Below are 16,966 nucleotides of genomic sequence, written 5' to 3'. Positions count from 1 at the left end.
GTGCAAATGGCGCAGGATGTGCTCGCGAGTGCATAAGCGCGGTCTGGCCGTGTACCCTTAATTGCCGCTAACCAATCGACGAGGGTTTCATGGGTTGGCTCAACCGCCACAAATTCCTGCCTTTTCTCGCCTGGCTTCCCAAACAGACTCGCGTCAGCGTCGGCCGTGATGCGCTGGTAGGACTGAGCGGTGCCATCCTCGCCTTGCCACAATCCATCGCTTACGCGCTGATCGCAGGACTGCCTCCCGAATATGGTCTTTACGCCGCCATCGTTCCGGTACTGATCGCTTGTCTGTGGGGCTCTTCGTGGCATTTGATATGCGGACCGACAGCCGCCATTTCCATCGTGCTGTATGCCAGCATCAGTCCTTTGGCCGTTCCTGCCAGCCAGGACTACATCACGCTTATCCTGTTGCTGACGTTCATAGCCGGGGCATTCCAGTTGCTGCTGGGCATGATGCGCTTCGGCGCACTGGTGAACTTTGTCTCGCACTCTGTCGTACTGGGTTTCACTTTGGGCGCAGCCATCGTGATTGCATTGGGACAGATACCGAACCTGGCGGGAATCGATTTACCCAGTCAGAGCACTGCTCTCAACAGCCTGACAGCAGTCCTCGAACACAGCCCTGAGATCGACAAGCCCTCGCTGATTCTGGGCCTGCTGACTCTGGCGCTGGGCATTACCCTGAAATATCTGGTACCGCGCTGGCCAACACTGTTGATCGCCTTGGTATCGAGCAGCCTGCTTGTCTGGCTGTGGCCTGCAATGTTTGGCCAGGTGAAGGTGGTGAAGGCTTTCGCGGGGCAACTGCCACCGTTCAGCCCGCTGCCACTGGATCTGGACCTGATCCTCAAGCTGCTGCCGACTGCAGTTGCAGTGGGTATGCTCGGCCTGGTGAACAGTCTGTCGATTGCCCGCTCGCTGTCGGCACGCTCCCAGCAACTGATCAACGCCAACCAGGAAGTGCGCGCTCAGGGCCTGTCGAATATGGTCGGCTCACTGTTCTCCGGCTATCTGTCTGCCGGCTCCTTTACCCGTGCCGCCTTGAGTTATGAAGCAGGGGCACGCTCGCCATTGGCGGGCGTTTTCTCGGCGTTATGGGTCATGTTGTTCGCGGTCGCGGGGGCATCATTGATTGCCCACATCCCGATTCCGGGCATGGCGGCCTCGATTCTGTTGATCTGCTGGGGGTTAGTGGATCATCGCGGTATCGCGGCGTTGTTTCGGGTCAGTCGTTCCGAGTTTTTCGTGATGGCCCTGACCTGTGTCGCGACCCTGCTGCTGGAGTTGCAGACCGCAATCTATGCAGGTGTGCTGGCTTCGCTGTTCTTCTATCTCAAGCGCACGTCTCAACCCAAGGTGCAGCAATGGCGCGAAGGTGACGAAGAGATCATGCGCGTCGGCGGGTCGATTTTCTTCGGCGCCAGCCATTACCTGCAAACCCGCTTGCAGCGCACCGAAGGCAAGCGCGTGGTGATCGATGCCCAACAGATCAACTTCATCGACTATTCAGGCGTTGAAATGCTTCATCAGGAAGCCCGACGCCTGCTCAAGCAGGACCGGACCCTGACCCTGCGTCGCGCCCGGCAACAGGTCGTCGAAGAGCTGCAAAAGCTGGAGGGCGCGGATAAATGCCCGATCCTGTTCGAGGATTAGGCGCTCGCCAACTGCCGCCGCATCTCAGCCAGTACCTGCGCTGAATCCGGTCGCACGCCGCGCCATAGCAAGAAGGCTTCGGCAGCCTGTTCGACAAGCATGCCCAGACCGTCCACCGCCTGTGCCGCACCGTGCTCGGTCGCCCAGCGACAGAATGCCGTCGGCTCCTTGCCATACATCATGTCGTAACAGAAGGTATGACCCGCCTCGATCAGGCTGGAGGCAATCGGCGGCAACTCACCCGACAGGCTGGCGGAGGTGGCGTTGATAATCAGGTCCACCGGCTCTTCCAGCCAGTCGTAACCGCTGGCGAACACCGGGCCGAGGTCGGTAAAGAGCTGGGCCAGGTTTTCGGCTTTTTCCACCGTACGGTTGGCGATCACCAGTGCGGCGGGGTTCTGCGCGAGCAACGGCTCCAGAGCACCACGTACAGCACCGCCGGCACCGAGCAACAGGATACGTTGACCGCGCAGACTGAAACCGTAATTGACTGTCAGATCACGCACCAGCCCGGCGCCATCGGTGTTATCGCCCAGCAAGGTGCCATCGGCCTGTCTGCTCAGGGTATTCACCGCACCTGCGCGCTCGGCACGCAGGGTCAGGCTGTCGGCCAGACGATAGGCCTCTTCCTTGAACGGCACGGTCACGTTGGCCCCGCGCCCGGTCTGGAAAAAGCGTCGGGCGAAAGCCGTGAAATCGTCCAGCGGAGCCAGCGCGGTCTGGTAATCCAGTTGCTGTTCTGTCTGGCTGGCGAACAGGCTGTGGATCAATGGGGACTTGCTGTGGCCGATGGGATTACCGAATACGACGTACTGGTCCATTTGTGTTCCTGTTGATGTATTTATCGCCCGGTACAGCACTGTGGAGCGAATTCATTCGCGAAAAAGTATTCGCGGATAAATCCGCTCCTACAGAAACCAGGGCTCTGTCATTCGGCCAGCCAATCCCGGTCTTGCAGGAAGTACTCGGTCAGGCGCGCTTCTTCGCTGCCCGGCGCGGCCTTCCAGTCATAACCCCAGCGCACTTGTGGAGGCAGGGACATCAGGATCGATTCCGTGCGGCCACCCGATTGCAGGCCAAACAGCGTCCCACGGTCGTACACCAGGTTGAACTCGACGTAACGGCCACGTCGGAATTCCTGGAACTCACGCTGTTGCACGGTATAAGCCGTGGCCTTGCGGCGACGCACGATCGGCAGGTAGGCATTGATGTAGGCATCGCCAATAGCGCGAATGAAAGCGAAGCTGGTGTCGAAGTCCCAGTGATTCACATCGTCGAAGAACAGACCGCCAATCCCGCGCGGCTCATTGCGATGCTTGAGGTGGAAGTAGCTGTCGCACCAGGCTTTGTAACGGGGATAGACGTCATCGCCAAACGGCGCACAGGCACGCTCGGCAACACGGTGCCAGTGTACGCAGTCCTCTTCAACGCCGTAGTAAGGCGTCAGGTCGAAACCGCCACCGAACCACCAGACCGGCTCTTCGCCTTCTTTTTCAGCGATGAAGAACCGTACGTTGGCGTGGGAAGTCGGCACATGCGGATTGTGCGGGTGGATTACCAGCGAAACCCCAAGAGCCTCGAAGCCACGCCCCGCCAGCTCAGGCCGGTGAGCACTGGCCGACGGCGGCAGGTTGCTGCCAAAGACATGAGAAAAGTTGACGCCGCCCTTTTCGATGACAGCACCATTTTCAACGACCCGCGTGCGACCACCGCCACCTGCAGGACGTGTCCAGGCATCTTCGACAAAGTGTGCGCTGCCATCTTCGAGTTCCAGGGCAGTGCAGATTCGGTCTTGCAGATCGAGCAGGTAGGCTTTTACGGCCTCGGTGCGGGTATTCATAGAGATCCCTAAGGCTGACGTCAAACGGCTGAGCACCCCGGATGCAAAGGGGCGCAGGCAAAGTGGCGCGTAGCATACCACTGGCCGACCTGCCTTCGCAGTTGACGAAGATCACCTGAAGGAGTCCGATAGCCCATCCAATGATCCGTTTAGACCAGCATGGAGAAAGCAAATGGCAAAGCGTATCCAGTTCAGCACCATCGGAGGACCCGAGGTTCTTGAATATGTCGACTTTGAGCCAGCCCAACCCGGCCCGCAGCAGGTTGTGGTTCGCAACAAGGCCATCGGCCTGAACTTTATCGATACCTATTACCGCAGCGGCCTTTACCCGGCACCTTCATTTCCTTCGGGGCTTGGCACGGAAGGCGCGGGCATAGTCGAGGCCATCGGCAATGAAGTGACACGCTTTCAGGTGGGCGACCGCGTGGCTTATGGCACCGGCCCGCTGGGTGGCTACAGCGAGCTGCATGTATTACCCGAGGCCAATCTGGTGAAGCTGCCCGACTCGATCAGCTTCGAGCAGGCGGCCGCCGTCATCCTCAAGGGCCTGACGGTACAGTATTTGCTGCGCCAGACGTATCTGGTCAAACCCGGCGAAACCTTTCTGTTCCACGCTGCTGCCGGTGGCGTCGGTTCGCTGGCCTGCCAGTGGGCAAAGGCCTTGGGAGCGAATCTGATCGGCACGGTCAGTTCGCCGGAGAAGGCAGAGCACGCCAAGGCGCTCGGTGCATGGGAAACCATCGATTACAGCCATGAAGACGTGGCCAAGCGGGTACTGGAGCTGACCGAAGGCAAGAAATGCCCGGTGGTCTACGACGGCGTCGGCCAGGACACATGGCTGACGTCTCTCGATTGCGTGGCGCCTCGTGGCCTGCTGGTCAGCTTTGGCAATGCGTCCGGGCCGGTTTCAGGCGTGAACCTGGGGATTCTGGCGCAGAAAGGCTCGCTTTACGTGACCCGCCCAACCCTGGCCAGCTACGCCAACAATGCGCAGAACCTGCAATCGATGGCAGACGATCTGTTCGACATGCTCGCCAGCGGCAAGATCAAGGTCAACGACATCCAGCAATACGCCCTGAAAGACGCCGCCCAGGCGCAGATCGAGCTGTCGGCTCGCCGCACCACGGGATCGACGATTCTGATTCCTTAACCTGGACGTACAACCTGGCCGGTCGCGACATCTCGGATGACACTGGGGTTTCGGCGACCGCCCAGGCTGCCGCCAAGCACCAGGTCGATTTGCCCACGGAAATATTGCTCCACGCGCAGCCGTGTGCGGGCAGCCGGGCGACCGGCAGGGTTGGCGGAGGTCGAGATCAAAGGGCCGACCAGTGCGCACAGTTCACGTACGGTCGGATGATCGGTCACGCGCAGGGCCACGGTTTCATGCACACCCGTGATCCATTCAGGCAGCAGGTTCTGATGCGGCACCAGCCAGGTGTTAGGGCCAGGCCAGGTGCTGGCCATGCGGTCGATCCACTGCTCGGGAAAGTCCTCGAACAGAAAATCGAACTGGCGAATGTTGTCGGCGATCAGAATCAGCCCTTTATCCACAGGCCGCGACTTGATCGCCAGCAGGCGATACACCGCTTCCTCATCCCATGGGTCACACCCAAGCCCCCAGACTGCCTCGGTTGGATAGGCAATCACCGCTCCGGCCCGAATATCTCGAGCGGCTTGCTGCACGCGCCAACTGCTGACCATTGATGTTTCTCCGATAAATCCTGCCGGGCAGTTTAACCTCAGGGCGCCCGTGCGAACCATCGTCCAGCTTCATTGCTGATCATTCCATCCAGTTCCAGCTCGGTCAGGGCGGCCAGTACCTTGGGAAGTGGCCATTCACTGGCAACCGCCAACGCCTCGCTGGTATGCGGTGCAGCATGCAGGATCGTCAGCAAGGGATGCCTGGAAGAGGAGGCAGGCTGCTCAGGCCCGGAAGCGGCGGGTGTCAGACGGTGCCAGTGCTGCAGGGCTTCAAGAATGTGATCGACGGTTTCGACCAGCACAGCGCCATCGCGGATCAACTGATGACAACCGCGAGCACCCGGGTGATGAATGGAACCGGGAATGGCATACACCTCTCGACCATGCTCGGCCGCAAGTCGCGCCGTAATCAACGACCCACTGCCCACACTGGCTTCCACCACCAGTACCCCCAGAGACAAACCACTGATGATTCGATTGCGGCGCGGGAAGTTGTTGGCCTGTGGGCCGGTATCCAGCGGGAACTCTGAAATCACTGCGCTACCTTGCGCAATCATCTGCGACGCCAAGTGTCGATGGCGCTGTGGATAAAGTTTTTCGAGGCCCGTCCCCAACACGCCGATTGTTGCCCCGCCAACGTCCAGAGCACCTTGATGCGCTGCGCCATCGATCCCCAAAGCCAGGCCACTGGTAATGACAAAACCGGCACCTGCCAGGCTTCGGGCAAAAGCGCTGGCCGTGTCCATCCCCGGCTTCGACGCACGACGACTGCCGACCATTCCCAGTTGGGGCCGCTCAAGAATCGAAGGGTTTCCAGCAATGAATAACAGAGGAGGCGGGTCGGCAATTTCAGCGAGCAACGCCGGGTAGCCAGGGTCGTCCCACATCAATAAATGCTGGCCCGGACACTCAAGCCAGGCCAGTGCGGCGCTGGCTCCATCACGCACCAGCGGGTCGCGACGGGCCTCGGCACAGGCCGTCGGCAACCCCAAGGCTCGCCATGCACTGGCGGGCGCAGAGAGTGCTGCCGAGGCTGAACCGAATGCATCAATGAGTCTGGAAAAGCGTTTGGGTCCTACCTCCGGCAAGCGATGCAAGCGCAGGCGCGCTTCCAGTTCGGCAGGCGAAGGAACAGCTTTTTCAAACAGCGGCATAAGATCGTCCTTGATCCATAGCCCACTTCAAGGAGTGGGCAAACCTGTGGATAACTCTGTTGACAACAATTTGATAAGTGAAAGGCCCGGTGGAAAAACCTGTATCAAACCTGAAACATAGCGTCAGGGATTGCGGACCTTGTCCATAATGGCCAAAGATCTGTTCGCGTGCAGGACCAAGGCGTAACTGAGCTTTTCATAAGTGCGGAAAACCATCAGCAGCCCGGAACGTTCGTCGGGAATTTTCACCTGCTCGCCGGTCACCCGGTCGCGGACCATTTCGCCCGTCTTGAAGATCGCCAGCACATTGCCTTCGACCAGCCCGTCACGCCTGCCTTTGTTGAGCGTCACCACATCGTAGACGCCAACCTGGGTCACGCCTCTGGGCACATCGAGAATCAGGCCCTCAATGGCGCTCTGTGGAGAACTGGGCAGGAACGTCGAGTTGATTGCCCGCTCTTCACTGCTGAACAGACGGTCACCCAGGCGAACTTCCTGGGTAGAGCGCTGCAACACCAAGGTGGAGATATCGCCTTCTGTGGCAACGACTTCACCGCTGCCAATATCGTCGGCATTGATGCCCAGCACTTCCTTGGTGCCCGGATCGGTATAGACCTTGCCCTGACGGAAAATGCCATAGCCCTGCTGGTCCTGGTCCAGATTGCCGCGTGCGTAGATGCGGTCGCCCCGGCCACTGAGTACACGCTCGGCATTGCCTGCGACGATGTACGGGGCGTCCTCGAACTGGTCGGCGCTGTCGACGATCCGGTTGCTGATCAGAAACGCATTGATCGCCCCCAGCGGGATGCTCGGGATCGCTTCGATCGTCGGCGTACTGCGCACACGAGGCGACAATTTGATCGTTCCGCGGGACTCGGCACGGTTGAGGACAACACGTGGCTGACCATCGATGTAGACCAGCGACAGCGAATCGCCGGGATAGATGAGGTCCGGATCGCGTACTTGTGGATTGGCCCGCCATAACTCGCGCCATTTCCATGGTTCGCGCAAGAATTTGCCGGAAATGTCCCAAAGTGTGTCACCGGCAACGACGGTGTACGTTTGCGGGTGGCCTTCCTTGAGTTGCACTTGCGCCTGAACAAGACCGCTGGCGGTCAAAAGCAGCAGGGCGAGTAGTGATTTCCTCATGCGGTGAATCCCTTTATCATGTTGTCTCGCGTGAACATAAGTCCCATCAGTCATGGGGCTGCTCGCTTCGACATTCCAAGCCTGGCAGCCAATTTTGACTTTACCCTACAGTGCAGCCCTTACGTATATGGCCATTCTAAACATTCTCGAATTTCCCGATTCGCGCCTGCGCACCATCGCTAAACCCGTGGCGATAGTAGACGACGGCATACGCCAGTTGGTCGACGACATGTTTGAAACCATGTACGAGGCTCCTGGCATCGGTCTGGCAGCGACCCAGGTCAACGTCCACAAGCGTGTGGTCGTGATGGACCTGAGTGAGGATCGCACCGAGCCTCGCGTATTCATCAACCCTGAAATCGAAATGCTGACCGATGAAATGGATCAGTATCAGGAAGGCTGCCTCTCGGTGCCCGGTTTTTATGAAAATGTCGATCGTCCCCAGAAAGTTCGCATCAAGGCTCTGGACCGTGACGGCCAGCCTTACGAACTGATTGCCGAAGGTTTGCTCGCGGTCTGCATCCAGCATGAATGCGATCACCTGAACGGTAAGCTGTTCGTCGACTACCTCTCCAATCTCAAGCGTGACCGGATCAAGAAAAAGCTGGAAAAACAGCATAAGCAAAACGCCTGATCCCTCATCCAAAAAGGCCTGTGAAGGCCTTTTCTTTTTTACAGAACGAGAAGTCCATGACTGAGCCACTGCGCATCGTCTTCGCCGGTACTCCGGAATTCGCCGCCGAACATTTGAAGGCCCTGCTCGACAGCCCTCATCAGATCATCGCGGTCTACACCCAGCCTGATCGCCCGGCCGGTCGTGGACAAAAACTGATGCCAAGCCCGGTCAAGCAACTGGCGTTACAGCATGGCCTGCAAGTACTGCAACCGCCAACACTGCGCGATGCAACGGCTCAACAGGAGCTGGCAGAGCTCAAGCCCGATCTGATGGTGGTGGTCGCTTATGGCCTGATCCTGCCGCAAGTGGTGCTGGATATTCCACGCCTGGGCTGCATCAACAGCCATGCCTCCCTACTGCCACGCTGGCGCGGTGCGGCACCAATCCAGCGGGCCGTGCAAGCTGGCGATGCCGAAAGCGGTGTAACCGTCATGCGCATGGAAGCAGGGCTTGATACCGGTCCGATGCTGCTCAAGGTCGTCACGCCGATCACGGCAGAAGATACCGGCGGCACCTTGCACGACCGTCTTGCCGAACTTGGCCCGCCCGCTGTGTTGCAAGCCGTTGCCGGTCTGGCTGATGGCTCGCTGATTGGCGAAGTACAGGATGACAGCCTCGCCACTTATGCTCACAAACTGAACAAGGACGAGGCGCGCATCGACTGGAGCCGCCCGGCAGACGAGCTGGAGCGCCTGATCCGCGCCTTCAATCCATGGCCGATCTGCCACAGCACACTGAACGAAGAAGCCCTCAAGGTTCTGGCCGCCAGCCTTGCCGAAGGGCAGGGAGCGCCGGGCACGATTCTCGGCGCCAGCAAGGACGGCCTGATCGTAGCCTGTGGACAAGGTGCGCTACGCCTCACCCGTCTGCAACTGCCGGGCGGCAAGCCGCTGAACTTCACTGATCTGTTCAACAGCCGTCGCGAGAAATTCGCCACCGGCACGGTATTGGGCCAATGAACCCGCGTCTGGCCGCAGCCAGGGCATTGGCCGCCGTGCTGAGCGGCAAGGCCTCACTGAACAGCTCATTACCGACACAACTGGATAAAGTCGAAGTCCGTGATCGCGGGCTGACTCAGGATCTGGCCTTCGGCACCGCACGCTGGCAGCCGCGCTTGTCGGCGCTGGCGGCCAGGTTGCTGCAAAAACCCTTCAAGGCGGCTGACGCCGATGTCGAGGCGCTTTTGCTGGTCGGGCTTTACCAATTGCTCTACAGCCGCATCCCCGCCCACGCCGCCATCGGTGAAACGGTGGGTTGCGCCGACAAGCTCAAAAAGCCTTGGGCCAAGGCATTGCTCAACGCCGTTCTGCGCCGTGCGCAACGTGAAAGCGAAGCGCTGCTGGCTGAACTGGAACACGACCCGGTGGTGCGCACCGCTCACCCGCGCTGGCTGCAAAAAGCCCTGAAGGCCTCGTGGCCCGAGCAGTGGGAAGCCATCTGCGCCGCCAACAACGCTCATCCGCCCATGATCTTGCGGGTCAATCGTCGGCATAACAGCCGTGCTCAATACCTTGAGCTGTTGAAAGCGGCAGGCATCGAAGCCATTGCCTGCACCTTCAGCCAGGACGGAATCCTGCTCGCCGAGCCGGGTGATGTGCGCTCACTGCCAGGTTTTGCCGAAGGCTGGATCAGCGTGCAGGATGAAGCAGCCCAACTGGCTGCCGATCTGCTGGAACTGGCTCCCGGTCAACGTGTACTCGATGCCTGCTGCGCGCCGGGCGGCAAGACTTGCCACCTGCTGGAAGTACAGCCACAGCTCAGTGGCGTGGTGGCTGTGGATCTGGAAGCCAAGCGACTGGTTCGCGTTCGGGAAAACCTTGACCGCCTTGGCCTGGATGCCGAACTGATCGCCGCCGACGCCCGCGAAACCACGCAATGGTGGGACGGCAAGCCATTCCAGCGCATTCTGCTCGATGCACCGTGCTCGGCAACAGGCGTAATCCGCCGTCACCCGGACATCAAACTGACCCGTCAGGCGGATGACATTGCCGCCCTGGCCACGCTGCAAGGCGAACTGCTGGACGCGCTCTGGCCGACCCTGCAAGTCGGAGGCATTCTGTTGTATGCCACCTGCTCGACGCTGCCAACGGAAAACACGGAAGTGATCGAAGCCTTCCTGGCACGCACCAGCGGTGCTCGTGAACTGGATATCGCCGGGCAGCTCGGCCAGCAACCCGCAGGCATCAAGCAACCGCACGGTCGCCAGTTACTTGCACAGGAAGGCGGGCATGACGGCTTCTATTACGCAAAACTGATCAAGATCGCGGCGTCGGTCTGACAGGGAGATAGCAGTTGAAAATCATCATCCTGGGTGCAGGGCAGGTTGGCGGCACGTTGGCCGAACATCTGGCCAGTGAAGCCAACGACATCACGGTCGTCGACACCGATGGCGACCGTCTGCGTGATCTGGGCGACCGCCTGGATATCCGCACGGTTCAAGGCAAAGGCTCGTTTCCAACAGTGCTGCGCCAGGCCGGGGCCGATGATGCCGACATGCTGGTGGCCGTCACCAACAGCGACGAAACCAATATGGTCGCCTGCCAGGTTGCCTACACGCTGTTCCACACGCCGACCAAGATTGCCCGTGTCCGCGATGCGGCTTATCTGACCCGCGTCGAGCTGTTCGATAACGATGCGATTCCCGTGGATGTACTGATCAGCCCGGAACAGGTGGTAACCAACTACATCAAGCGTCTGGTCGAATACCCCGGCGCCCTCCAGGTGATCGACTTTGCCGAAGGCAAGGCACAACTGGTGGCCGTCAGAGCTTATTACGGCGGGCCGCTGGTGGGCCAAAAACTACGCCAGTTGCGGGCGCACATGCCCAATGTCGATACCCGCGTGGCCGCGATCTTCCGTCGCGACCGCCCCATTACTCCCCATGGCGACACCGTTATCGAAGCCGATGACGAAGTGTTCTTCATCGCGGCAAAGGCCCACATTCGTGCCGTGATGGGCGAGATGCGACGTCTGGACGAAAGCTACAAACGCATCGTCATCGCGGGCGGTGGCAATATTGGCGAGCGCCTGGCCGAAGCCATCGAAAGCCGCTATCAGGTCAAAATCATCGAGATGAACCCGGCCCGTTGCCGTCATCTGTCGGAAACCCTCAACAGTACCGTGGTGCTGCAAGGCAGCTCTTCGGATCGCGACCTGTTGATGGAAGAAAACATCGGCAATACCGACCTGTTCCTGGCACTGACCAATGACGACGAAGCCAACATCATGTCATCGCTGCTGGCCAAGCGGATGGGGGCACGCAAGGTGGTGACTCTGATCAACAACCCCGCGTATGTAGACCTGGTGCAAGGCGGGGAAATCGATATCGCCGTCAGCCCTCAACTGGCAACCATCGGCACCTTGCTGACCCACGTGCGACGCGGCGATATCGTCAGTGTGCATTCGTTGCGCAGGGGAGCGGCCGAAGCCATCGAGGCCGTAGCCCACGGCGATGCCAAATCCAGCAAGGTCATCGGCAAGGCCATCAAGGACATCATCCTTCCGCACGGCACCACCATCGGAGCCATTATCCGCGACGAAGAAGTCCTGATCGCCCACGATATCACCGTGATCGAATCAGGCGACCACGTGATCCTGTTCCTTGTGGATAAAAAATACATCCGCGATGTGGAGCGGCTGTTTCAGGTGGGGTTGAGCTTCTTCTGATCAATTAATGCACAAACAAAACCTGTGGGAGGCAGCTTGCTGGCGAAAAGGCCTGAAAACCGGCAGATATTCTGCGTCTGTACGCTGAAGTCGCCAGCAAGCTGCCTCCCACAAAGTGACCTTAACTGATCGGCTACTCCCACACGTTGTTCAATACCAGCGCGCTTCGCCCGCTGGCCGCTTCTTGAAGCGCTTCATGGTCCACATGTACTGGCTCGGGTAAGCCCGCACATATTTCTCGACCACTTTGCTCATGGCTGCCGCCGAGGTTTCGGTGTCAGTGCTGTACATCTCTTCGGGCGCAGCTTCCAGGACCACTTTGTAACCCGAGCCATCCGGCAGGCGCATGGCGTGCAGAAATACGCCAACAGCCTTGCCGCCCGCCAGCATGTTGGGCACGAACTTACTGGTCAGAGCCTGGGTACCGCAGAAAGGCACGAAGATACCGGCCGACTCTGCCGGCTCCGGATCAGCAGGAATCCCTACCGAGCCCCCTTTGCGCACTTCCTTGATGACGCTGAGGATGCCTTCCTTGGTCGAGGCCGCCACACGGTTGCCCAACTGCACCCGCTGCTTGCGCAGCAGTTCGTCCACCGCTTTCAGCTTGGGCGGGCGATAGAAAATGATCGGTTTGCACTGGCTGCAATAGAAGTGGTTGAGCACTTCCCAGTTACCCAGGTGGCTGGTGATGCCGACCACGCCCTTGCCGGAAGCGAGGGCATCCTTGAGCACATCGAGGCCTTCGACTTCACGCACCAGATCGATGGACTTCTGGGCAGGCCAGATCCAGGCGCAGGCGCTTTCCGTCAGGGTCTTGCCGATATCCATCAGGCTGCGGCCTACCAATCGGTCAAGCTCGGCCTTGTTCAACTCAGGAAAGCACTTGGACAGGTTGATCCGCGCCACTTCACGGGAACGGTTAGGAAGCTTCCACATCAACCAGCCAATCGAAGTGCCGACCCATTGCACGGCACGCCAGGGCAACAGAGCAAACAACCGCAACGCCCCGACAATCATGGCACCTTTGAACTTATCCACAGATCACTCCCAAACTCTTGAGGCAGGCATTGTAACCGCCAGCGCCATTGGCTGCGTATTGATCGCAGTAAACCACCCCGAATGCCAATGCTTGCAAGCTCTGAGCACGCATCAGCAGTGCTGCATGTAGCCGATGGCTGTAGTTATCGGCCTACTCATTTCACCTAATCGACTGACAACGTACTTCGGGCCGCTACCCGATGGCGTCCCTCTTTTTTATCCATCCTCTCCCAGACATCCGAATAACCGCATGGAGGCGAATATCGAGCAGGGACAGGCAACGCAATGGAGAAAGGGCATTTCATTGGCCTGGGTGACCAGACCACCTGTGGCGGCAGGGTTCTGGAGGGCGACCATCGTTTGAGCATGTGCGGTCTCGCCCGCTCCCGTACAGGTGATCGGGTGACCTGCGGAGCGAGCGGCAAGACCTATCGCATCACCGGCGGTATCCCGTGGATGCACAGCCAGGGGCTGTTGCTGGCCGGCACACTTCATAGCTCAAGCCCTTGCCCCTGCAGCGCCAGGCTGATTCCCTCGGTTCTTACCGCCACCTATGGATGGCCGGACGCTCATGCCCGGCAGGCTTTCCGATCTGTAATCACCCCCCTCTACGGCTTTGACGCATCGGCTACGCAAGACCGTTCTAGCAAGGACAAACCTCTGGAAATAGAGGAAGAAGAGGAGGAGGTCGAGCAGGAACAGTTGATTACCCTGCGACTTGGCGTGTTTTTCGATGGTACCGGCAATAACCAGTCAAACAGCGAAAGCGTTGCCGGATGCATGGCACGCGACGTCAACTTGCAGGACATGGCCGAAGAGGTTCGTCGATTCTGCGCAGAGCATGGTTATGACGGTAACGGCAGCTCGCCTGACAACAGTTACGGCAATGACACCAGCAATATTGCCCGGCTTTATGATTTGTATCGGGATCAGGCGGATATCACCATTGACTCGGACGCCGAAGAGGCGGCCTTGAAGGTTTACATCGAAGGCATCGGCACAATCAGTGGTGGCACTGATTCGCTGTATAGCCAGGGGAGTGGGCGTGGGGAGACGGGGGTTTTGGCGCGGGTTGAACAGACTCCGAGACTGATTCTTAACAATTTACGATTATTTGAAATAAGCAACCCTGAAGTGAAGATCAGACGCTTTGAAGTCGATATATTCGGTTTCAGCCGTGGAGCAGCCGCTGCACGACATTTCACAAATGATTTACTCAAGGGCACAGGTAGTTTGCTAGCTGCTGAACTGCCAGCAGGCTCGCAAATTCTTGCCAAGGATTTCGCCTGGCAAGTTCAACGCGATGTGAAGCTCAACTTCATCGGCCTGTTCGACACCGTGGCCGGGATCGTCTCACCGCTGGCAGGCGATTTCAGCCCGGGCAACGCCCATAACCCTGGCCTGGATCTGGGTTTACCGGCCCGCGCCGCACACAAGATCGTGCAGTTTGTGGCAAGGGATGAATACCGCCTGAACTTTGCCCTGACCCGCACTGACAACGACATCGTCCTGCCTGGCTCCCACTCGGATATCGGCGGAGGTTACCTGCCTCGCACCCGTGAAAGGCTGCTGCTCAGTAAACCGGTGAGCAGCCTTGAGCCTGGAGACACCCGACGAACACTCATCGGCCTACCGCCAGACATTGCGCACCACCGACCCATTGCTCAATCGCCTGATAGAACAAGGCATCAAACTCAAGCCGGTGGTCTGGTCAGTAAGGCAACCCCATAGCCGCGATGCGCTATACCCGGAAAAGCGAGTCTATGTGGCCGTCAAAAGCGACCGGGAAGTGGACGGTGATTTATCGAAGGTTTATCTGCGTGTGATGCGTGAGTTGGGGTTGCGTCACCAAGTCCCCTTCCAAAAGCTGGCAGAAACATCTTCAGTGGCGCTGCCTGCCGAGCTGCTTCCTGTCCTGAAAAAAATCCAGGCGTTTGTCCTGGGAAACAGTTCTGCTCTGAATTTAACCCGATCAGAGGAAGCCATGCTGCTGCATCGCTACATCCATTTTTCCGCCAACTGGAATGCCATGAAAAACTGGAATAACAGTGATCTGGACGTGATGTTCATCAACCGGCCCACGGACGACTACAAGCGTGTGGTGCATGCCAATGAATAAGCTTCAGGTATCGGTAGTATTGATTACTGCTTTGCTGATCAGCAGTTGCAGCGGCAACTATGGGGCCAAACTGCCGTATGACTCTTGGCGACTGGGCTTTTTTGCTCCCAATTACATGGAAGTCTGGATCGAAACCGCTGACGTAGTGGATATGCAAGACCGCTGGTTCAAACGGGCCATGAGCGGGGTGGCAGCAATCCAGACGCCTCCCAACCTGAAAGGAAAACCGAACGGCTGGCCCAAACGCCCCGGGGCCGGGTCGGGAAAGCAAGTCACGGGGGCCGACTTGCCTCGCTTTATATATGTCCGATGGCAGTCCTTGGCAGAACCTCAGACTTATCAGGCTTACATTGAAATACCCGAAGCAATTCGCGAAGTCATGCTTAAAGGTGAGCGAGCCTTTTGCAGAGCGGACGGTAAATGGATTACCGGATACAGGGAGGCAATCACCATTGGCCTGGCACCCGGAGGTATAGCCAAGACATGGGTTCATGGCGGTTGCCTTGGCCCCATTGAAGTCAGCCGCGTACAGGGCACGATATTTAAAAAAGGCCCGGATCTGGGACGAACCAACGGGCGTTATGCATTTGAGCTGGAGCCAGAATCCCAAGCCTACATCGACAAGTTTGGCATCCCCTATGAATCGTGGTGAAAGGAATACTCTAGCCGTCCTGGCTCTGGCAATGCTGCTTTTGGGATGCAGCGGCACCAATAGTTATGGGGCAAGGTTGCCGTATGACGCCTGGCGAATAGGTTTCTTCGCGCCTAACTATATGGAGGTCTGGATTGAAACTGCCGACGCCGTGGATATCAACAATCGCGTGTTCAAGCGGGCAATGAGTGGGGTTTCATCCATCCAAACACCACCCAACCTCAGGGGCAAACCAAAGGGCTGGCCCAAGCGACCCGGCGATGGTGCCGGAAAATACGTATATGGTGCCGAATTGCCGCGCTTGATTTACGTGCGCTGGCAGTCCCTGGCAGAACCTAAGACTTATCAGGCCTACATTGAAATACCCGAAGCAACTCGCGAAGTCATGCTTAAAGGTGAACGAGCCTTTTGCAGCGTGACCGGTAAATGGATTACCGGATACAGGAAGGCAATCACCATTGGCCTGGCACCCGGCGGTATAGCCAAGACATGGGTTCATGGCGGCTGCCTTGACCCCATTGAAGTCAGCCGTCTACAAGGCACGATAGTCAAACAAGGCCCGGATCAGGGACGAACCAACGGGCGTTATGCATTTGAGCTGGAGCCAGAATCCCAAGCCTACATCGACAAGTTCGGTATCCCCTATGAATCGTGGTGAAAGGGGCTGTCTGCTAAAAGCCCTAAGCACCTTGCCCTGACGCGGGAGCGAGCACGGCGTATCGGTCACAATCCACGGTATGGTCCATGACCATGCCGCTCGATTGCATATAGGCGTAGCAAATGGTCGGGCCGACGAAGGTGAAGCCGGCTTTCTTCAAGGCCTTGCTCATGGCTTCGGCTTCTGGCGTGATGGCCGGGACCTGGCTGCGATCCTTGAAGTGGTTGACCTTCTGCTGCCCTCCGACAAACGACCAGAGAAACCCGACCGGGTCGTCCAGTTTCAACCAGGCCTGGGCATTGCGGCGGGCCGCGTTGAGTTTGAGGCGGTTGCGGATGATGCCCGGTTCCTGCATCAACACTTCAATCTCGGCGTCGGTCATCGCGGCGATGCGATGGACGTCAAAGCCGAACATGACTTCGCGATATCGCGCGCGTTTTTTCAAAACCGTGATCCATGACAGACCGGCCTGGAACCCTTCGAGTAAAAGTAACTCGAAGAGCTTCTGCGCATCGCGCAGCGGCACTCCCCATTCCTGATCGTGATAAGCGATGTAAATAGGGTCTTCATTGCACCAAAAGCAGCGAGTCATAGGCCTTCCAAGGGTGGACGTGCAGCCGAATCGGGTATACTCCCGCTCTTTAAATCGCAG

At 58.5% G+C, this 16,966-nt stretch carries 17 protein-coding genes; 10 read left to right on the top strand and 7 right to left on the bottom strand.

Going from position 1 to position 16,966, the window contains the following annotated elements:
- The first annotated feature begins 89 nt into the window (after window positions 1–89).
- Complete coding sequence (locus ACODS3_RS09585) at window positions 90–1,658, top strand: SulP family inorganic anion transporter (RefSeq protein WP_201019678.1); 1,569 nt, start codon at window positions 90–92, stop codon at window positions 1,656–1,658.
- Here ACODS3_RS09585 and aroE read toward each other — a convergent pair.
- Window positions 1,655–2,479, bottom strand: a complete 825-nt coding sequence (aroE, locus tag ACODS3_RS09580; protein ID WP_201019677.1) for a shikimate dehydrogenase — start codon at window positions 2,477–2,479, stop codon at window positions 1,655–1,657. The genes ACODS3_RS09585 and aroE overlap by 4 nt on opposite strands.
- A 107-nt stretch (window positions 2,480–2,586) precedes the next feature.
- Window positions 2,587–3,498 carry an oxygen-dependent coproporphyrinogen oxidase gene (gene hemF, locus ACODS3_RS09575; RefSeq protein WP_201000859.1) on the bottom strand — a complete coding sequence of 304 codons (912 nt, stop codon included), beginning with the start codon at window positions 3,496–3,498 and terminating at the stop codon, window positions 2,587–2,589.
- A 172-nt stretch (window positions 3,499–3,670) separates the two neighbouring features.
- Here hemF and ACODS3_RS09570 point away from each other — a divergent pair, with 172 nt between their 5' ends.
- Complete coding sequence (locus tag ACODS3_RS09570; RefSeq protein WP_201019676.1) at window positions 3,671–4,648, top strand: NADPH:quinone reductase; 978 nt, start codon at window positions 3,671–3,673, stop codon at window positions 4,646–4,648.
- Here the strand turns inward: ACODS3_RS09570 and tsaC are convergent.
- From tsaC to ACODS3_RS09555, 3 genes are all read right to left on the bottom strand, one after another.
- A complete protein-coding gene (gene tsaC, locus ACODS3_RS09565) occupies window positions 4,645–5,202 on the bottom strand; it encodes an L-threonylcarbamoyladenylate synthase type 1 TsaC (protein WP_117180589.1) in 558 nt (185 codons plus the stop codon). The two genes, ACODS3_RS09570 and tsaC, sit on opposite strands and share 4 nt — an antisense overlap.
- A 38-nt stretch (window positions 5,203–5,240) precedes the next feature.
- A complete protein-coding gene (gene dprA / locus ACODS3_RS09560) occupies window positions 5,241–6,356 on the bottom strand; it encodes a DNA-processing protein DprA (protein ID WP_304574199.1) in 1,116 nt (371 codons plus the stop codon).
- A gap of 123 nt (window positions 6,357–6,479) precedes the next feature.
- A complete protein-coding gene (locus ACODS3_RS09555) occupies window positions 6,480–7,505 on the bottom strand; it encodes a LysM peptidoglycan-binding domain-containing protein (protein ID WP_201019674.1) in 1,026 nt (341 codons plus the stop codon).
- A gap of 127 nt (window positions 7,506–7,632) precedes the next feature.
- On the opposite strand from ACODS3_RS09555, the gene def reads away from it, so the two are divergent.
- From def to trkA, 4 genes are read left to right on the top strand one after another with little or no spacing between them, the layout of a single operon-like run.
- Complete coding sequence (gene def / locus ACODS3_RS09550; RefSeq protein ID WP_201000852.1) at window positions 7,633–8,139, top strand: peptide deformylase; 507 nt, start codon at window positions 7,633–7,635, stop codon at window positions 8,137–8,139.
- Window positions 8,140–8,195: 56 nt separating this feature from the next.
- Window positions 8,196–9,140, top strand: a complete 945-nt coding sequence (fmt, locus tag ACODS3_RS09545; protein ID WP_201019673.1) for a methionyl-tRNA formyltransferase — start codon at window positions 8,196–8,198, stop codon at window positions 9,138–9,140.
- Window positions 9,137–10,459 (top strand): 16S rRNA (cytosine(967)-C(5))-methyltransferase RsmB, encoded by a 1,323-nt coding sequence (gene rsmB, locus ACODS3_RS09540; RefSeq protein WP_304574201.1) that lies wholly within the window; start codon window positions 9,137–9,139, stop codon window positions 10,457–10,459. The genes fmt and rsmB overlap by 4 nt, the downstream gene beginning before the upstream one ends.
- Window positions 10,460–10,473: 14 nt before the next feature.
- Complete coding sequence (gene trkA / locus ACODS3_RS09535) at window positions 10,474–11,847, top strand: Trk system potassium transporter TrkA (RefSeq protein WP_201000847.1); 1,374 nt, start codon at window positions 10,474–10,476, stop codon at window positions 11,845–11,847.
- Between the two features lie 150 nt (window positions 11,848–11,997).
- Here the strand turns inward: trkA and ACODS3_RS09530 are convergent, their stop codons facing one another.
- Window positions 11,998–12,885: a lysophospholipid acyltransferase gene (locus tag ACODS3_RS09530; protein ID WP_201019671.1), complete on the bottom strand. Its 888-nt coding sequence runs from the start codon at window positions 12,883–12,885 to the stop codon at window positions 11,998–12,000.
- 285 nt (window positions 12,886–13,170) lie between these two features.
- Here ACODS3_RS09530 and ACODS3_RS09525 point away from each other — a divergent pair, with 285 nt between their 5' ends.
- From ACODS3_RS09525 to ACODS3_RS09510, 4 genes are read left to right on the top strand one after another with little or no spacing between them, the layout of a single operon-like run.
- Window positions 13,171–14,616, top strand: a complete 1,446-nt coding sequence (locus ACODS3_RS09525; RefSeq protein WP_489034043.1) for a type VI secretion system family protein — start codon at window positions 13,171–13,173, stop codon at window positions 14,614–14,616.
- A 34-nt stretch (window positions 14,617–14,650) separates the two neighbouring features.
- The gene (locus ACODS3_RS09520) at window positions 14,651–15,004 is read left to right on the top strand and encodes a hypothetical protein (protein ID WP_489034042.1); all 354 of its coding nucleotides are present in this window, start codon (window positions 14,651–14,653) and stop codon (window positions 15,002–15,004) included.
- Window positions 14,997–15,656, top strand: coding sequence for a DUF2931 family protein (locus ACODS3_RS09515; protein WP_489034041.1), 660 nt, complete (start codon window positions 14,997–14,999; stop codon window positions 15,654–15,656). The genes ACODS3_RS09520 and ACODS3_RS09515 overlap by 8 nt, the downstream gene beginning before the upstream one ends.
- Window positions 15,643–16,314 (top strand): DUF2931 family protein, encoded by a 672-nt coding sequence (locus ACODS3_RS09510; RefSeq protein ID WP_489034040.1) that lies wholly within the window; start codon window positions 15,643–15,645, stop codon window positions 16,312–16,314. The genes ACODS3_RS09515 and ACODS3_RS09510 overlap by 14 nt, the downstream gene beginning before the upstream one ends.
- 22 nt (window positions 16,315–16,336) lie before the next feature.
- Here ACODS3_RS09510 and ACODS3_RS09505 read toward each other — a convergent pair whose 3' ends face one another.
- Window positions 16,337–16,906 carry a DNA-3-methyladenine glycosylase I gene (locus ACODS3_RS09505; protein ID WP_201019667.1) on the bottom strand — a complete coding sequence of 190 codons (570 nt, stop codon included), beginning with the start codon at window positions 16,904–16,906 and terminating at the stop codon, window positions 16,337–16,339.
- Window positions 16,907–16,966 lie beyond the last annotated feature (60 nt).

The sequence above is a fragment of the Pseudomonas sp. FG43 genome (genome assembly GCF_057809175.1).
Note: the sequence above shows the minus strand (reverse complement) of the source record. Positions and strands in the feature narration are given on the sequence as shown.

Bases quoted from the DNA above. Each gene is read 5' to 3' on its own strand.
- ACODS3_RS09585 (WP_201019678.1), top strand. From the start codon at position 90: ATGGGTTGGCTCAACCGCCACAAATTCCTGCCTTTTCTCGCCTGGCTT.
- aroE (WP_201019677.1), bottom strand. From the start codon at position 2,479: ATGGACCAGTACGTCGTATTCGGTAATCCCATCGGCCACAGCAAGTCC.
- hemF (WP_201000859.1), bottom strand. From the start codon at position 3,498: ATGAATACCCGCACCGAGGCCGTAAAAGCCTACCTGCTCGATCTGCAA.
- ACODS3_RS09570 (WP_201019676.1), top strand. From the start codon at position 3,671: ATGGCAAAGCGTATCCAGTTCAGCACCATCGGAGGACCCGAGGTTCTT.
- tsaC (WP_117180589.1), bottom strand. From the start codon at position 5,202: ATGGTCAGCAGTTGGCGCGTGCAGCAAGCCGCTCGAGATATTCGGGCC.
- dprA (WP_304574199.1), bottom strand. From the start codon at position 6,356: ATGCCGCTGTTTGAAAAAGCTGTTCCTTCGCCTGCCGAACTGGAAGCG.
- ACODS3_RS09555 (WP_201019674.1), bottom strand. From the start codon at position 7,505: ATGAGGAAATCACTACTCGCCCTGCTGCTTTTGACCGCCAGCGGTCTT.
- def (WP_201000852.1), top strand. From the start codon at position 7,633: ATGGCCATTCTAAACATTCTCGAATTTCCCGATTCGCGCCTGCGCACC.
- fmt (WP_201019673.1), top strand. From the start codon at position 8,196: ATGACTGAGCCACTGCGCATCGTCTTCGCCGGTACTCCGGAATTCGCC.
- rsmB (WP_304574201.1), top strand. From the start codon at position 9,137: ATGAACCCGCGTCTGGCCGCAGCCAGGGCATTGGCCGCCGTGCTGAGC.
- ACODS3_RS09525 (WP_489034043.1), top strand. From the start codon at position 13,171: ATGGAGAAAGGGCATTTCATTGGCCTGGGTGACCAGACCACCTGTGGC.
- ACODS3_RS09515 (WP_489034041.1), top strand. From the start codon at position 14,997: ATGAATAAGCTTCAGGTATCGGTAGTATTGATTACTGCTTTGCTGATC.
- ACODS3_RS09510 (WP_489034040.1), top strand. From the start codon at position 15,643: ATGAATCGTGGTGAAAGGAATACTCTAGCCGTCCTGGCTCTGGCAATG.
- ACODS3_RS09505 (WP_201019667.1), bottom strand. From the start codon at position 16,906: ATGACTCGCTGCTTTTGGTGCAATGAAGACCCTATTTACATCGCTTAT.